This is a genomic window from Streptosporangium sp. DT93, assembly GCF_049844535.1.
In the GTDB taxonomy this organism is placed as follows: domain Bacteria; phylum Actinomycetota; class Actinomycetes; order Streptosporangiales; family Streptosporangiaceae; genus Streptosporangium.
The window spans coordinates 250,717-264,808 of sequence record NZ_JBNCLF010000012.1; the positions used below are offsets into that span (position 1 = coordinate 250,717).

15 protein-coding genes are annotated in these 14,092 nt (G+C 73.2%); 14 read left to right on the top strand and 1 reads right to left on the bottom strand.

The features are described 5' to 3' along the window. The first annotated feature begins 12 nt into the window (after positions 1-12). From ppk2 to ACLQ2R_RS25250, 14 genes are all read left to right on the top strand, one after another. Entirely contained in the window at positions 13-969 is a 957-nt protein-coding gene (gene ppk2 / locus ACLQ2R_RS25185; protein WP_425963009.1) for a polyphosphate kinase 2, read from the top strand. A 241-nt stretch (positions 970-1,210) separates the two neighbouring features. Beyond that, positions 1,211-1,558, top strand: a complete 348-nt coding sequence (hisI, locus tag ACLQ2R_RS25190; RefSeq protein WP_425963010.1) for a phosphoribosyl-AMP cyclohydrolase — start codon at positions 1,211-1,213, stop codon at positions 1,556-1,558. Further along, the gene (locus tag ACLQ2R_RS25195; RefSeq protein ID WP_425963011.1) at positions 1,555-2,175 is read left to right on the top strand and encodes a TIGR02234 family membrane protein; all 621 of its coding nucleotides are present in this window, start codon (positions 1,555-1,557) and stop codon (positions 2,173-2,175) included. The genes hisI and ACLQ2R_RS25195 overlap by 4 nt, the downstream gene beginning before the upstream one ends. A gap of 139 nt (positions 2,176-2,314) precedes the next feature. Next, positions 2,315-2,872: a DUF4190 domain-containing protein gene (locus ACLQ2R_RS25200; RefSeq protein WP_425963013.1), complete on the top strand. Its 558-nt coding sequence runs from the start codon at positions 2,315-2,317 to the stop codon at positions 2,870-2,872. A gap of 140 nt (positions 2,873-3,012) precedes the next feature. Further along, the gene (locus tag ACLQ2R_RS25205) at positions 3,013-3,546 is read left to right on the top strand and encodes a DUF2752 domain-containing protein (protein ID WP_425963014.1); all 534 of its coding nucleotides are present in this window, start codon (positions 3,013-3,015) and stop codon (positions 3,544-3,546) included. Between the two features lie 169 nt (positions 3,547-3,715). Then, on the top strand, positions 3,716-4,525 hold the full coding sequence (gene trpC / locus ACLQ2R_RS25210; protein WP_425963015.1) for an indole-3-glycerol phosphate synthase TrpC: 810 nt from the start codon (positions 3,716-3,718) through the stop codon (positions 4,523-4,525). 27 nt (positions 4,526-4,552) lie between these two features. Next, positions 4,553-5,773, top strand: a complete 1,221-nt coding sequence (gene trpB, locus ACLQ2R_RS25215; RefSeq protein WP_425963053.1) for a tryptophan synthase subunit beta — start codon at positions 4,553-4,555, stop codon at positions 5,771-5,773. 58 nt (positions 5,774-5,831) lie between these two features. Then, on the top strand, positions 5,832-6,626 hold the full coding sequence (trpA, locus tag ACLQ2R_RS25220; RefSeq protein ID WP_425963017.1) for a tryptophan synthase subunit alpha: 795 nt from the start codon (positions 5,832-5,834) through the stop codon (positions 6,624-6,626). A 206-nt stretch (positions 6,627-6,832) separates the two neighbouring features. Beyond that, on the top strand, positions 6,833-7,363 hold the full coding sequence (locus tag ACLQ2R_RS25225; RefSeq protein ID WP_425963019.1) for a MauE/DoxX family redox-associated membrane protein: 531 nt from the start codon (positions 6,833-6,835) through the stop codon (positions 7,361-7,363). Further along, on the top strand, positions 7,363-8,127 hold the full coding sequence (locus tag ACLQ2R_RS25230; RefSeq protein ID WP_425963020.1) for a thioredoxin domain-containing protein: 765 nt from the start codon (positions 7,363-7,365) through the stop codon (positions 8,125-8,127). Before ACLQ2R_RS25225 ends, ACLQ2R_RS25230 begins: the two co-directional genes overlap by 1 nt. A 26-nt stretch (positions 8,128-8,153) precedes the next feature. Continuing rightward, positions 8,154-9,350 carry a prolipoprotein diacylglyceryl transferase gene (lgt, locus tag ACLQ2R_RS25235; RefSeq protein ID WP_425963021.1) on the top strand — a complete coding sequence of 399 codons (1,197 nt, stop codon included), beginning with the start codon at positions 8,154-8,156 and terminating at the stop codon, positions 9,348-9,350. Between the two features lie 97 nt (positions 9,351-9,447). Beyond that, positions 9,448-10,167 (top strand): VIT1/CCC1 transporter family protein, encoded by a 720-nt coding sequence (locus tag ACLQ2R_RS25240; RefSeq protein ID WP_425963023.1) that lies wholly within the window; start codon positions 9,448-9,450, stop codon positions 10,165-10,167. Beyond that, complete coding sequence (locus tag ACLQ2R_RS25245; protein ID WP_425963024.1) at positions 10,164-11,156, top strand: hypothetical protein; 993 nt, start codon at positions 10,164-10,166, stop codon at positions 11,154-11,156. The genes ACLQ2R_RS25240 and ACLQ2R_RS25245 overlap by 4 nt, the downstream gene beginning before the upstream one ends. A 38-nt stretch (positions 11,157-11,194) precedes the next feature. After that, the gene (locus tag ACLQ2R_RS25250; protein WP_425963025.1) at positions 11,195-11,845 is read left to right on the top strand and encodes a hypothetical protein; all 651 of its coding nucleotides are present in this window, start codon (positions 11,195-11,197) and stop codon (positions 11,843-11,845) included. Here ACLQ2R_RS25250 and ACLQ2R_RS25255 read toward each other — a convergent pair. After that, on the bottom strand, positions 11,811-14,024 hold the full coding sequence (locus tag ACLQ2R_RS25255; protein ID WP_425963026.1) for a bis-aminopropyl spermidine synthase family protein: 2,214 nt from the start codon (positions 14,022-14,024) through the stop codon (positions 11,811-11,813). The genes ACLQ2R_RS25250 and ACLQ2R_RS25255 overlap by 35 nt on opposite strands. Positions 14,025-14,092: the final 68 nt, after the last annotated feature.

Sequence of the window (14,092 nt, forward strand, 5' to 3'; positions counted from 1 at the left end):
GGGAAGGGACCGATGACAGAGGTACAGGGCGAAGAGCCCATGGGCGGGCAGCCGTCCGTCCCGGACATCCGATCGGTTATGGAGCGCAGCGACCTGCTCGACGAGCTGGCGGACCTGCGGGTCGACGACGACGATGACGACGATCCCGTCCTGGTGCGGGTGGACGGCTCTCCGGTCGACACCTGGCGGGAGCGGTACCCCTACTCCGAGCGGATGGACCGGGCGCAGTACGACCGGCTCAAGCGCCTGCTCCAGATCGAGCTGCTCAAGCTGCAGTACTGGATCAAGGACAACGGCGGGCGGCTGGTCGTCCTCTTCGAGGGGCGCGACGCGGCCGGCAAGGGCGGCACGATCAAGCGCTTCATGGAGCACCTCAACCCGCGCGGGGCCAACGTGGTGGCGCTGGAGAAGCCGAACGAGCGCGAGAGCACCCAGTGGTACTTTCAGCGCTACATCGCCCACCTGCCGGCCGCCGGGGAGATGGTGTTCTTCGACCGCTCCTGGTACAACCGCGCCGGCGTCGAGCGGGTGATGGGGTTCTGCACCCCCGAGGAGTACCTGGAGTTCCTGGAACAGGCCCCCGCGTTCGAGCGGATGCTCACCCGTGACGGCATCCACCTGGTGAAGTTCTGGTTCTCGGTGTCGCGCTCGGAGCAGCGCACCCGGTTCGTGATCCGGCAGGTCGACCCGGTGCGGCAGTGGAAGCTCTCCCCGATGGACCTGAAGTCGCTCGACAAGTGGAACGACTACACCGAGGCCAAGGAGGACATGTTCGTCAACACCGACACGGAGGAGGCCCCGTGGACGGTGATCAAGAGCAATGACAAGAAGCGCGCCAGGATCGAGGCCATGAGGTACGTCCTGAGCATGTTCGAGTACGACAACAAGGATCACGACGTCGTCGGCACCCCCGACCCGCAGATCGTGGTCCACGCCGCCGACGTGCTCGACGACGACCGCTCGAACTGACCCCTCGGACCGAACGCCCGCATCCGCCCGTACGGGGTCCCGCTCGGGACGTGCCGTGCCCTCGTGCCCGGCCCTCGTCCCGGACGGGGACGTGCGGGCCGCCGCCTGGGACGGATATTCAGGGCGCCTGTCCGAAGCCGGACGTGCCGGGCGGCCGTACGGGGACGGACGTTCAGGGCGCCTGGCCGAGGCCGGACGTGCCGGGCGCCGACCCTCCCCGCGGGTGCGGCACAATTGCGGCATGTCCCTTGACCCCTCCATCGCCGCCCGGCTGAAGCGCACCGCCGACGGCCTGGTCCCCGCCGTGGTCCAGCAGTACGACACCGGCGAGGTGCTCATGCTCGCCTGGATGGACGACGAGGCGCTGCACCGCACGCTCACCACCGGCAGGGCCACCTACTGGTCGCGCAGCCGGGGAGCCTACTGGGTGAAGGGTGACACCTCCGGCCACGTGCAGCACGTGAGGTCCGCCGCGCTCGACTGCGACGGGGACACCCTCCTGCTGAAGGTCGACCAGGTGGGCGCGGCCTGCCACACCGGCGACCGGACCTGCTTCGACGCCGGGGAGCTCGCGGTGACCCGGGCATGACGGCCAGGCGGGAGCCGTGGATCTGGCTGGCGGCCTGCCTGGCGGGCGCCCTGCCGGTGCTGCTCGCCGCCGGACGCGACTGGTTCACCGTGACGTACGGCACCCGCGAGGTGGCCCTCTCGGCCGCCGAGCTGGCCCCCGCGCTCGGGCCCGCCGCCTGGGCGGCGCTCGCCGCGGCGGTCGCCGTGCTCGTGACGGGCGGCCTCTGGCGCGCGGTCGTCGGCGTGGTGCTGGCGCTCTGCGGGGCGGGGGTGATCGCCGCCTCCCGGTGGGGGAGCGGCGTGGACGCCGCGCTGCGCCTCGCCGCCGAGCGGGCGCCGACGGCCACGGCGACGGGCACGGTCCCGCAGGTCGTCCCGGCCCCCCTGTGGCCGGTCGTCGCCGGAGCCGGGGGAGCGCTCCTGCTGATCGCGGGCGTGACGGCGGTCGTGCGGGGCGGCCGCTGGCCGGGCATGTCCGGCCGCTACGACCGTCCCGGAGCCGATCCGGGCACGGACCGTCCCGCCCCGGCGTCCTCGGCCTCCTCGGCACGGGGCGTCCCGACCGAGCGGGCGCTCTGGGACGCCATCGACGAGGGGACCGACCCGACGGCCGGTGAGGACCCCCGGGAGACCTGACCCGGCGAACCCGGCACGAGACCTTCCAGAGCCGGCCCGGCCCGAGGCCCTCCGGGGCCGGTCAGAGTGGGCGTAACCCGGCGTTCCGCAAGCATTTTAGCTAGGCTTCCGCCCGTACCCCGGAAAATCAGGAGTCATCATGAGCTACGGCAATCAGTCCGGTGGTTATGGACAGCCTCCGGAAAACGGTGGCCACGGCTTCCCGGACGCCAAGGGTTCCTCCGGCGGGTACGGCCCCTCGTCCGGTGGTTACGGTCCTTCGTCGGGTGGTTACGGTCCCCCGCCCGGCCAGGGCCCCACGGGTGGCTACGGTTCGCCGGGCGGTTACGGTCCCGGGGGCGGCTACGACCCCTCCGGGGGCTACGGGGCCCCGCAGGACGGGTACGGGCCGGGCGGTCACGACCCCTACGGCGGCTACGGATACGGCCCGCCGCCGTCCCGGCCCAACAACGGCATGGCCATCGCCGCGCTGATCATGGGCATCGCCGGCCTGTTCTGCGGCGTCACCTCGATCGTGGGCGCCGTGCTCGGGCACATCTCCCTGGGACAGATCAGCCGGACCGGCGAGGACGGGCGGGGCATGGCGATCGCCGGGCTGGTGCTGTCCTACTTCGGGATCCTGTGCTGGCTGGGCCTCGTCGTCCTCTGGCTGGTGCTGGTCGGCACGCTCGGCGGTGCCGCCCTGGTGGGAGCCTGAGGCGCGGGTCCCCTGGGGGACCTCGGCGTCGTCCGGGAACGGCCCGGGAGCGGCGGGTGTCCCGGGCCCGGGGGCCGGGGCGTCGCGCGGGTAGGCTGGCCGGCCGGGAGCCGATCACCGGTGGGAGGTGCTGACGGGTCGTGCCGAGGGGCTGGGCCGCGAGGTCGCGGGTGGCGGTGCCGGTGTCGCTGGGGGTCGCGGCGGGCGCCGCTGTGGCCTTCGTGGCGGCGGTGGACCCGAACGAGGCGGGGCACTACCCTCCCTGCCCGTTCCTCATGCTCACCGGCCTGTACTGCCCGGGCTGCGGCGGGTTGCGGGCGGTGCACGCGCTCGCGCACGGCGATCCGCTGACGGCCCTGGGGCTCAACCCGCTGGTCGTGGTCCTGATCCCGGTGGCGATCGTCCTGTGGGGCCGGTGGACGCTGGGCGCCTGGCGCGGGGCCGCGGGGACGGGCGCGGGTGCCCTCCCGGGTGCGGCCGTGGTCCCGGACGCGACCGTACGCGGGGGCACAGGCCCGGGGGCCGGCGTACGGGCGGGCACGGGTGCGGACGGGATCGCGAGGCCGAGTCCTCGCAAATACGTACAACCCGTACACGGATGGCTATTGCTGACTTTAGTGCTCGTGTTTTGGGTGGTTCGAAATCTTCCCTTTGGCGAATTCCTAGCGCCATAGTCACCTATAGGTCTCACCCCGTGGCCGGGTGACCCCGGCCGGGCCGATACCATCGGCGGGACAAGGGCAGTCGATCGGGAGGGGCCTTACTCGTGAGCGAGCGGAGCGAGCGAACCACGGATACGACGGCGTTCGCGAGCCTGGCCTCCGAGCTTCGCGGGGAGGGCAAGTGAACGTGCTCGAAGAGATCCTCGAAGGAGTCCGCGCCGACCTGGCCGAGCGTCAGGAGAGGGTGACGCTGGCCGAGCTCAAGGAGCGGGCCGCGAAGGCGCCCGCCCCCCGCGACGCGTACGCGGCGCTGGGCGGGGACCAGGTGGCGGTCATCGCCGAGGTCAAGCGCTCCAGCCCGTCCAAGGGCGCGCTGGCCGCGATCGCCGACCCCGCCGCGCTGGCCGGCGACTACGAGTCGGGCGGCGCGCACGTGATCAGCGTCCTCACCGAGCGGCGCCGCTTCGGCGGCAGCCTCGACGACCTGGCGGCCGTACGCGCCGTCGTCGACATCCCGGTGCTGCGCAAGGACTTCATCGTCACCTCCTACCAGCTCTGGGAGGCCCGCGCCTACGGCGCCGACCTGGCGCTGCTGATCGTCGCGGCGCTCGACCAGAACGCGCTGGTCTCGCTCATCGAGCGGGCCGAGTCGATCGGCCTGGTCCCGCTGGTCGAGGTGCACACCGCCGAGGAGCTCGACCGGGCGCTGGCCGCCGGAGCGAAGATCATCGGTGTCAACGCGCGTGACCTCAAGACCCTCGAGGTGGACCGCGAGGTGTTCGCCAAGCTCTCCCCCAAGATCCCCGAGGGCATCATCAAGATCGCTGAGTCGGGCGTGCGGGGCCCCCACGACCTGCTCGCCTACGCCCGCGCCGGCGCCGACGCGGTCCTGGTCGGCGAGAGCCTGGTGACCGGCAAGGACCCGCGGGCCGCCGTGGTCGACCTGGTCACCGCCGGTGCCCATCCCGCATCCCGACCCGAGGGGCAGTAAGCAGTGACGATCCAAGACGGAACCGTTATCACCACCGCGGACCTCGCGGGCAACGGCCTCCACGGTGACGACCCCGACGTGCACGGCAAGTTCGGCATCTTCGGCGGGCGCTACGTGCCCGAGGCGCTGATCCCCGCGCTGGACGAGGTCGCCGCGGAGTACGACAAGGCCAAGAACGACGTGGCCTTCCTGCGCGAGTTCGACCACCTGCTGCGCACCTACGCCGGGCGGCCCACCACGCTGACCGAGGTGCCGCGCTTCGCCGAGCAGGCGGGCGGCGCCCGGATCATCCTCAAGCGCGAGGACCTGACCCACACCGGCGCCCACAAGATCAACAACGTGCTCGGCCAGGCCCTGCTGACCAAGCGGCTGGGCAAGACGCGCGTGATCGCCGAGACCGGCGCCGGGCAGCACGGCGTCGCCACCGCGACCGCCGCGGCCCTGATGGGCCTGGAGTGCGTGATCTACATGGGCGCCGTCGACTGCGAGCGCCAGGCGCTCAACGTCGCCCGGATGAAGCTGCTCGGCGCCACCGTCGTGCCGGTCACCAACGGCAGCCAGACCCTCAAGGACGCCATCAACGAGGCGTTCCGCGACTGGGTGGCCAACGTCGACCGCACCCACTACCTGTTCGGCACGATCGCCGGGCCGCACCCGTTCCCCGAGATCGTCCGCGACTTCGCGCGGATCATCGGCGTCGAGGCCCGCCGCCAGATGCTGGAGCTCACCGGCGCCCTTCCCGACGCGGTCGCCGCGGCGGTCGGCGGCGGCTCCAACGCCATCGGCATCTTCCACGCCTTCATCGGCGACCGCGACGTCCGGCTGCACGGCTACGAGGCGGGCGGGCGCGGCCTGGAGAGCGGCGAGCACGCCCTGACCCTCACCGAGGGCTCCGTCGGCGTGCTGCACGGCTCGCGCACGTACGTGCTCCAGGACGACGAGGGCCAGACGGTCGAGTCGCACTCGATCTCGGCCGGGCTCGACTACCCGGGCGTCGGCCCCGAGCACGCCTGGCTCAAGGACACCGGCCGCGCCACCTACCACGGCATCACCGACGCCGAGGCGATGGACGCGTTCTCGCTGATGGCCCGCACCGAGGGCATCATCCCCGCGATCGAGTCCTCGCACGCGCTCGCCGGGGCCCTCAAGCTCGGCCGCGAGATGGGCCCGGACGCCACCATCCTGGTCAACCTCTCCGGCCGGGGTGACAAGGACATGGGCACCGCCATGAAGTACTTCAACCTCTGACGACCCACCTCTTCCCCTCCGCCACGGCCGGGGAGGACGACCCGCAACGGAAGCAACGATGACGACTCTCCAGACGGTGTTCGCCAAGGCCAAGGCGGACGACCGCGCCGCCCTCATCGGGTACCTCCCCGCCGGGTTCCCCAGCAAGGAGGGCGGCGTCACCGTCGCCGCCGCCATGGTGGAGGCGGGCTGCGACGTGATCGAGATCGGGCTGCCCTACTCCGACCCGCTCATGGACGGCCCGACGATCCAGGACGCCGTCCACCGGGCGCTGACCAACGGCACCCGCATCGCCGACGTGCTGCGCACGGTCGAGGGAGTCGCCAGGACCGGCGCCGCCACCCTGGTCATGACGTACTGGAACCCGATCGACCGCTACGGCGCCGAGCGCTTCGCCCGTGACCTGGCGAACGCGGGCGGGGTGGGCACCATCACGCCCGACCTGACGCCCGAGGAGGCCGGGCCCTGGCGCGAGGCCAGCGCCGCCGCCGGGATCGACACGGTCTTCCTGGTCGCGCCCAGCTCCACCGAGGCCCGCATCCAGGCCGTCGCCGACAGCTGCACCGGCTTCGTCTACGCGGCCTCCCTGATGGGCGTCACCGGCGCCCGCGACTCGGTCGGCGAGGCCGCCCAGGGCCTGGTCGAGCGCACCCGCCCGCACACCTCGCTGCCGGTCTGCGTCGGCCTGGGCGTCGGCACCGGCCGCCAGGCCGCCGAGGTCGCCGCCTACGCCGACGGCGTCATCGTGGGCTCGGCGTTCATCCGCCGCGTGCTGGACGCCCCCGACGAGGCCTCCGGCCTGGCCGCGGTCCGCGAGCTGGGCGCCGAGCTGGCCGCGGGTGTCCGAGGCTGACGGCTTTCCGGGCGTGACGGCACCTCTTTCCTGAGAAGTGCCGTCACGCTCCGTGTCCGTACGGCAGGCTTATCCAACGCTTATCCGGTCCGTGATGAGGTTTTCCTCGGAGCCGTGCGTCCGCCGGAGCCGTTGGAGCCCGGTCTCTGGAAGAGGAGAATGGTGGTCGTGACCGCAAACAGCCCGCGCCCAATAGGTCGCGTATCGTGATTTCGGCGCTACGCTGGGTGACGACCGTCTCGCGGCTGGTGCTGGCGGGCGTGCTGATCGTCGCGGGTTGGGGCAAGATCGGCACTCCGGCGCTCTCGGTCCAGGCGGTCGAGGCATACGAGCTGCTCCCTGAATCGCTCGCCACGGTGGTCGGGTACGGCCTGCCGATCCTGGAGATCGTCGTGGGGGTGTTGCTGGTTGTCGGGCTGCTCACCCGGACGGCGGCTGTCGTCTCGGCGCTGCTGATGCTGGCGTTCGTCATCGGCATCGCCTCGGCGTGGGCACGCGGGCTGCGCATCGACTGCGGCTGCTTCGGCGGCGGCGGTCGGCTGGCGGCCGGCGTGGAGCCCGACTACCTCGTCGACATCCTTCGCGACTTCGGTCTCTTCGTGCTCGGCGTGTTCGTCGCCTGGTTCCCGCCGGGTCGCTTCGCGCTGGACTCCGTGCTGGGGCTCACCCCCGGCCAGGAGCCGTACGACGACTTCGACGGCGACGACGAGGAGCCCCACGAGAAGGAGACGGACTGATGGGCAAGGCCGCGCGGGAGCAGTCGGCGCGTGATCGCATCAAGGCGCAGCGCGACGAGCAGAAGCAGAAGGACCGTCGCAAGCGGGCGGTGACGGGCGCCACGGTGGCGGTCATCGCGCTCGCCGCGATCGGCGCCGGATGGTGGTTCGCCGCCCAGAGCAGCAGGTCCGAGCAGGTCGGCGCCGCGCTCGCGCCGATCACCGTGGCCGCCGACGGCTCGGTGGTCATGGCCAGGCCGGGCGTGGAGAAGCCGGTCCTGGACGTCTACGAGGACTTTCAGTGCCCGGCGTGCAAGGCGCTGGAGGAGACCAGCGGCCCCACGATCAAGAACCTGGCGGCCGAGGGCAAGCTCAAGGTGGTCTACCACCCGATCACGATCTTCCCGGAGCAGGCGAGCAAGGGCATCACGCGGGGCAACTCGCTGCGCGCCGCCGCCGCCTCCCGCTGCGTCCCCGGAGGTCCCTCCTGGATCGCCCTGCACGACAAGCTCTTCGAGGAGCAGCCCTCGGAGACCGCCGAGGGCTTCGCGATCCCCGACCTGATCGCCTGGGGCAAGGAGGCCGGTGTGACCGACCCGGGCTTCGAGGCCTGCGTGACCAGCCAGGAGAAGGCGGCCGCGCACGCCGAGTACAGCACCAAGATCATGGATGGCCAGAAGCTCACCGGCACCCCGACGCTGAAGCTCGACGGCACCGAGGTCGACATCGACGTGGCCTTCAAACCCGCCGACCTACGCCAGGCCGTTCTTGATGCGGCCAAGTAGCGCGCGACACGGTAACGTCACCTGACATGCCCCTCGCCTCGATTCCCAGCCCCTCCCAGGGCGTCTGGTACCTCTTCGGCCTGGTCCCGATCCGGGCCTACGCGCTGTGCATCGTGCTCGGCGTCGTCGTCGCCGTCATCATCGGTGAACGCCGCTGGCGGGCCCGTGGCGGCGAGCCGGGAACGATCGTGGACCTCGCCGTCTGGGCCGTGCCGTTCGGCCTGGTCGGTGGACGCCTGTACCACGTGATCACCGACTGGCAGCTCTACTTCGGGTCGGACGCGCCCAACGAGCCGTACGAGGCGCTGTTCATCTGGAACGGCGGCCTGGGCATCTGGGGCGCGGTCGCGCTGGGCGGGGTGGGCGTCTGGATCGCCTGCCGGCGGTCGGGCATCTCGCTCACCGCGGTGGCCGACACCATCGCCCCCGGAATCGTGATCGCCCAGGGGATCGGCCGCTGGGGCAACTACTTCAACCAGGAGCTGTTCGGCAGCCCCACCGACCTGCCGTGGGGCCTGCAGATCGACCCCGACCGGCCGGGCACGGTGCCGGGCGAGGACACCTACCACCCGGCGTTCCTGTACGAGTCGATCTGGGACCTGGGCCTGGGCCTGATCCTGATCTGGGCGGGCAGCCGGTTCGCGCTCCGCCACGGCCGCCTGTTCGCGCTCTACGTCGCCGGCTACACCGTGGGCCGCTTCTGGATCGAGGGGCTGCGGGTCGACACCGCCCACCACATCTTCGGCCTGCGGCTCAACCAGTGGACGTCGATCATCGTGTTCGTCGGAGCGATGATCTACTTCTGGTACGCCAGGAACAAAAACGACGACGAGCCGGTGCTCCCCGCGCGCGTCGGCCCGGACGTCCCGGGCACGCAGGTGAGCGGCGTTCTGGCCGCGTCCGCCGATCCCGCTCACCCGGCCGACCTGGCCGACCCCGGCGAGATCGCCACGACCACCGCGACCGTCGAGCGCGACGGGAACGACGGGGACGACGGGGACGACGGGGACAGGGGCGGGGACGGCGCCGGCGACGGGACCGTCAGGGGTGACGGGATCGACGACGGTGTCCGTGACGAGGATGCCGACGGCCCCGGCGGGACGGTGCGCGGCGACGCCGTACCGGCCGTGGCCGGGGGCGACCCGCGCGAGGCGGGCACGACCGAGGCCCGTGAGCCGGGCACGGCGGCGCCCGCTGCCGAAGGCGGGAAAGAACGACGTTGACGTCACGTTCGTCCAGGTCCCGGGTCACCGGATCGCCCGGCACGGGGGACTCCCCGCGCCGGGACCGGTGCGGGCACCCCGCGCGGTGGGGGACGGGATGAACGAGGAGGACTCCCGGCAGGGCGCCGAGATGCACCACCGGCACCGTGACGTCAACGGCGGCTGGCTGCGGCCCTCGGTGTTCGGCGCGATGGACGGCCTGGTCTCGAACTTCGCCCTGATCGCCGGGGTCGCCGGTGGCGGCGCCGAGACCCGGGTCATCGTGCTGGCGGGCGTCGCGGGCCTGGCGGCCGGCGCGTTCTCCATGGCCGGGGGCGAGTACGTGTCCGTGGCCAGCCAGCGCGAGCTGGCCCTGGCCGAGATCGCCGTCGAGCGGCGCGAGCTCGAACGCCACCCCGAGGCCGAGCAGGAGGAGCTGGCCAAGCTCTACCGGGACCGGGGCGTCGACCCGGCCGTGGCCGCCGAGGTGGCGCGGCAGATCTCGATGGATCCGGAGACGGCGCTGGAGGTGCACTCCGAGGCCGAACTCGGGGTGACCGCCCGCGACCTTCCCTCGCCCAGGATCGCGGCGGTCTCCTCGTTCCTGTCGTTCGGCCTGGGCGCGCTCCTGCCCCTCCTGCCGTACCTGCTGGGCGTCACCGGCCTGCTGACCTCGGCGGTGGTCTCCTGCCTGGCGCTGTTCGGCGCCGGCGCTCTCGTCTCCCGCGTCACCGCGCGGAGCTGGTGGTACAGCGGGCTGCGCCAGCTCCTGGTCGGCGCGGTCGCCGCGGCCCTGACCTTCGCCCTGGGCACCCTGCTGGGAGGGACCGGACTGTGACCACCCCCTCCGGAAGGGGCCGGACCGGCAGAAACCCCGCCGGGAGGGGCCGCACCGCGGCCACCACCGGAAGGGGCCGGACCGAGGCCATCTCCGACGACGGCCCCGGCCCCCCCGGCCCCCCCGGCCCCCCCGGCCCCCCCGGCCCCCCCGCCTCCTCCGCCGCCCCGTCGCGCAAGCGCCGCCGCAGCGCGGCTCCCACACCTTCCTGGAGCATTCCCCGGCTGGAGGAGTGGGGCCTGACCGCCACCCAGCAGCGGCTGCTGATGATCCTCGGCTCGGTGGCGGGCGTGCTGGTCGCGGCCGTCGCCCTCACCATGGGGATCTCCGCGATCGGCAACGACTTCGTGCCCGAGCGGGCCACCACCTCCGTCGTCGGCACCGAGTCGCGGCCCGAGGTCTACCGGGGCTGGCCCTCCTCGGCGGTGTTCGGGCCCATCGCGCAGAGCAAGGCCGACCCTCGGCCCCTGACGGTCAAGGAGCTCTTCGCCACCCGGACCCTCAAGGAGGGCAGGGTCACGCTGCGGCTGGCGGACGCCCGCCTGGACACCGGCTGCGCGTCCGTGGTCTGGGGCCGCGACCTCGTCGACCTGCTCGCCCGGGGCGGCTGCACCCAGGCGGTCAGGGGCCTGTACGCCAGCGCCGACGGCCGCTACGTCGCGCAGTACACCCTGTTCAACCTCCGCGACACCGCCTCGGCCGACGCGCTGGTGAACGCCCTGACCAGCCTGCACCGGGGCGGCTGGGTCCAGCCGCTCCAGTCGCCCAAGGCGGTCTTCCCCGCCGACGGCCACACCGAGTCCAGCGGTCACGCCATGGGCCACTACGCGGGACTGGTCTGGTTCGGCCGGACCGACGGCGCCGAGCCGGGCCCGAGGGACGACTTCATCTCCCTGGCCCTGACGGTCCGGGGCGCGGAGAAGGCGATCTTCCGCCGGATCGTCGCCGTGGCGCCTGCCCCGGCTCCGGCCCCGGCGCCGTCCAGGTAGCCCCCCGTGTCCCGCCGGTCGCGGTAGGCTCTGTCGTCATGCGCACGTGGATCGCCGCCGCCGTACCGGTCGTGATCGCCGGGGCCGGGGCGTTCCTGTGGCTGGGCGGCGGGCCCGCACCGCGTGCCGCCCTCGTGCGGGCCGAGCCCGGCACCGCCCACTACGCGCCCATCGCCACCCGCGCCCTCGACCCCCGGCCGCTGACCGTCGCCGAGCTGTTCGCCCGCCCGACGGTGTCGGCGGGCACCACCCGGCTCGCGCTCAAGGGCACCGAGGAGCTCGCCGACTGCGCCGAGGCGGCCTGGGGGAGCGCGCTGGACGCGCTCGGCGGATGCACCCAGGCGCTGCGAGCCCGGTACGAGACCGAGGACGGCGGGGTCTGGGGCCAGTTCCTGATCTTCAACCTCGCCGACGCGACCGCCGCGGACCGCTTGGTGGCGGCCCTGAAGGGGAACGGTTTCGTCCTCCCGGCCCCCGGCACGCCCACCGGCTCCGACGACCCGCGGGGCTGGGCCCAGGTCCGGGCCCTGGGCCACTTCGTCACCGTGAGCTGGGTCGCCCCGTCGGACACGCCGGGCGCGCCGGGCACGTCGGCCCCTCCGGCTCCGGGGGACCGGCCGGATCTGACCTACCCGCAGGTGGCGCTGGACGGCCTCAGCCTGGTGATCCAGCGGCGGCTGGTGAGCTGAGGGAGTCGCGCACCGCGGCCGGGAGCTCCAGCAGCCGGTGGGCGGGCAGTTCCAGCACGGTGACGTCGGCCGCCCAGGGGGCGACGGCGGCGACGACGGCCCTGGCCTGCTTCTTGGTCAGGTCGCCCCGTACGCCGATCAGGGCCTCGCGCCAGGTGTTGGCGAGCTTGCCGTGCGCGTTGTCCAGGATCCGGCGCAGGATCCATCCCGCGTCCCCGCGATTCCCGGCGTCTGCGGTGTCTGCGGTGTCTGCGGTGTCTGCGGTGTCTGCGGGATTTCCGACGTCCCCGGCGTCCCCGGCGTTCCTGGCATTCCCGACGTCTCCGGCATTTCTGACGGTCCCGGCTTCTGCGGCGTCCCCGGTGCTTCCGGACTTCCCGGTTTCCCGGGCCGGGAGGGGCGCCCGCACGGCGCGCAGGCCGGTGCCCTCGGCGGTGAGGTGGTAGACGGGCGAGAGCAGGTCGGCGGGCAGGTCCCGGGGGGCCGAGGCCAGCGTGACGCGTACCTCCCGGGCGCGGGTGGCCAGCAGCAACCGGGGCAGCGCGGCCTCCAGCCCGGCCGGTACGGAGATCGCCACCCTGGTCGGGTCGCTCGCGTACGGCTTCGCCAGCCAGGTCGTCAGGCGCGCCCTGGGGAGCCTGGGCAGCACGTCCCGGGGCCAGTCGCCCACCAGCACCTCCGGCGTGAACCCGTCGTCCGAGGTGCCCACGGAGTCCCGCGCGGGGGAGCCCGTCGTACCCGAGCCCGCCGTACCCGAGCCCGTCGTACCCGAGCCCGTCGTACCCGAGCCCGCCGTACCCGGGCCCGTCGTACTTGAGCCCGCCGTCGAGGGGGAGGGGCCGGTCGACTCCACGGACTGCGGGCCGCGGGTGTAGATCGCGGTGACGGCGGCCTCGACACGGGCCGCCGCGGCGGGCCAGGTCTTCGTGGTGGGGCGCAGGACGTACAGGTCGGCGGCCGAGCCGATCGCCTCGGCGCCGAGATAGCGGTTGAAGTCGGGGTAGATCGCCTCGCTGACGAGGTTCAGCCCGGACAGGGCCTGCTGCACCTTCAGGGCGAGCGCGGGGGTACGCTCGCTCGCCCCGTACGCCAGCAGGATCCGGCCCCGCTCGCGGTCGCGCAGCCCCTCGGCGGCGCGGGCGACGAACAGCGAGACCCCCTCGGGGGTGTAGGGCGGGTCGGTGATCGCCAGGTCGGCCCAGGCGTGCGCCGATGCGGGCAGGCCGAGCCGCAGGTCGGCCCAGCGGGTCCGTACGGCCAGGTCGAGCCGGTCGGCCTGGTCGGCGATGTAGGCGAGGATCCGCTCGTCGATGTCGGCCACGGTCACCTCGACGCCGGGGTGCAGCAAAGCGGTGGCCAGAGAGGTCAGGTCGTGGTCGCCCACGCAGAGCAGCCGGGCGCCGTCCAGCCAGAACCGGGTGTCCAGCAGCAGCGCCCGGCGGACCACGGTCTCTCCGGTGGCGGCGACGTGGTCCAGCGTGTGGCGGCCCCTCGGCGCCTTGGCGATCAGCTCGTCCATCAGCGCGACCAGGTCACCGTGGCCGGGCAGGAGGTGGGCCACCGGGTCGGCCGGGGTGACGGCGGCGGGCCGCGTCCTCACCGTCCCCTGTGTCCCTGATGTCCCTGATGTCCCCGTTGTCCTCGGTGGGCTGGCCGGGACGGCCGGTCCCGAGCACGGGGCCGGGGCGGCAGGGAGCCGGAAGCGGGCGCCGGATCTCTCCAGCCGCCCGTCCACCTCGCGCAGCAGCTCCTCGATGGTCCGGCGGGAGGTCGCGGTCTCCCTGACCAGGTCGGCGAGCGTCCACCAGCGGCCGTCCGCCAGCGCCACGAGGGCGTTCCGCAGCCGCCTGCCGTCGATCCCGGCCCGTGCGACGAGCGCCATGGCCTCCTCGCCCGGCCCGGCCGAGGCGTCGGCGGCGAGAGCGGAGGCGAGGACGGGCACGGGAGCGGTGCCGGACGCGGTGCCGGACGCGGTGCCGGATACGGGGTCGGGCGCAGAACCCGGGCCGGCCGCGGACACGGAGCCGGGCAGGGGCGCGGAGCCGGGTGCGGACACGGAGTCGGACGCGGAGTCGGGTGCGGAGTCCGGGGCGTTCTCCGACACGCCTGAGGAGCCCTCGGTGGCGGCGGTTGTCAGATCGGCGGAGTCGCCCGACGGCACGGGGTCGCTCGGTTCCATCGGACCACCTTAGAGCCCCGACCTGGAATGTCGTGCCGCCAGAGTGCGTTGGACATAACCGGGGCGAA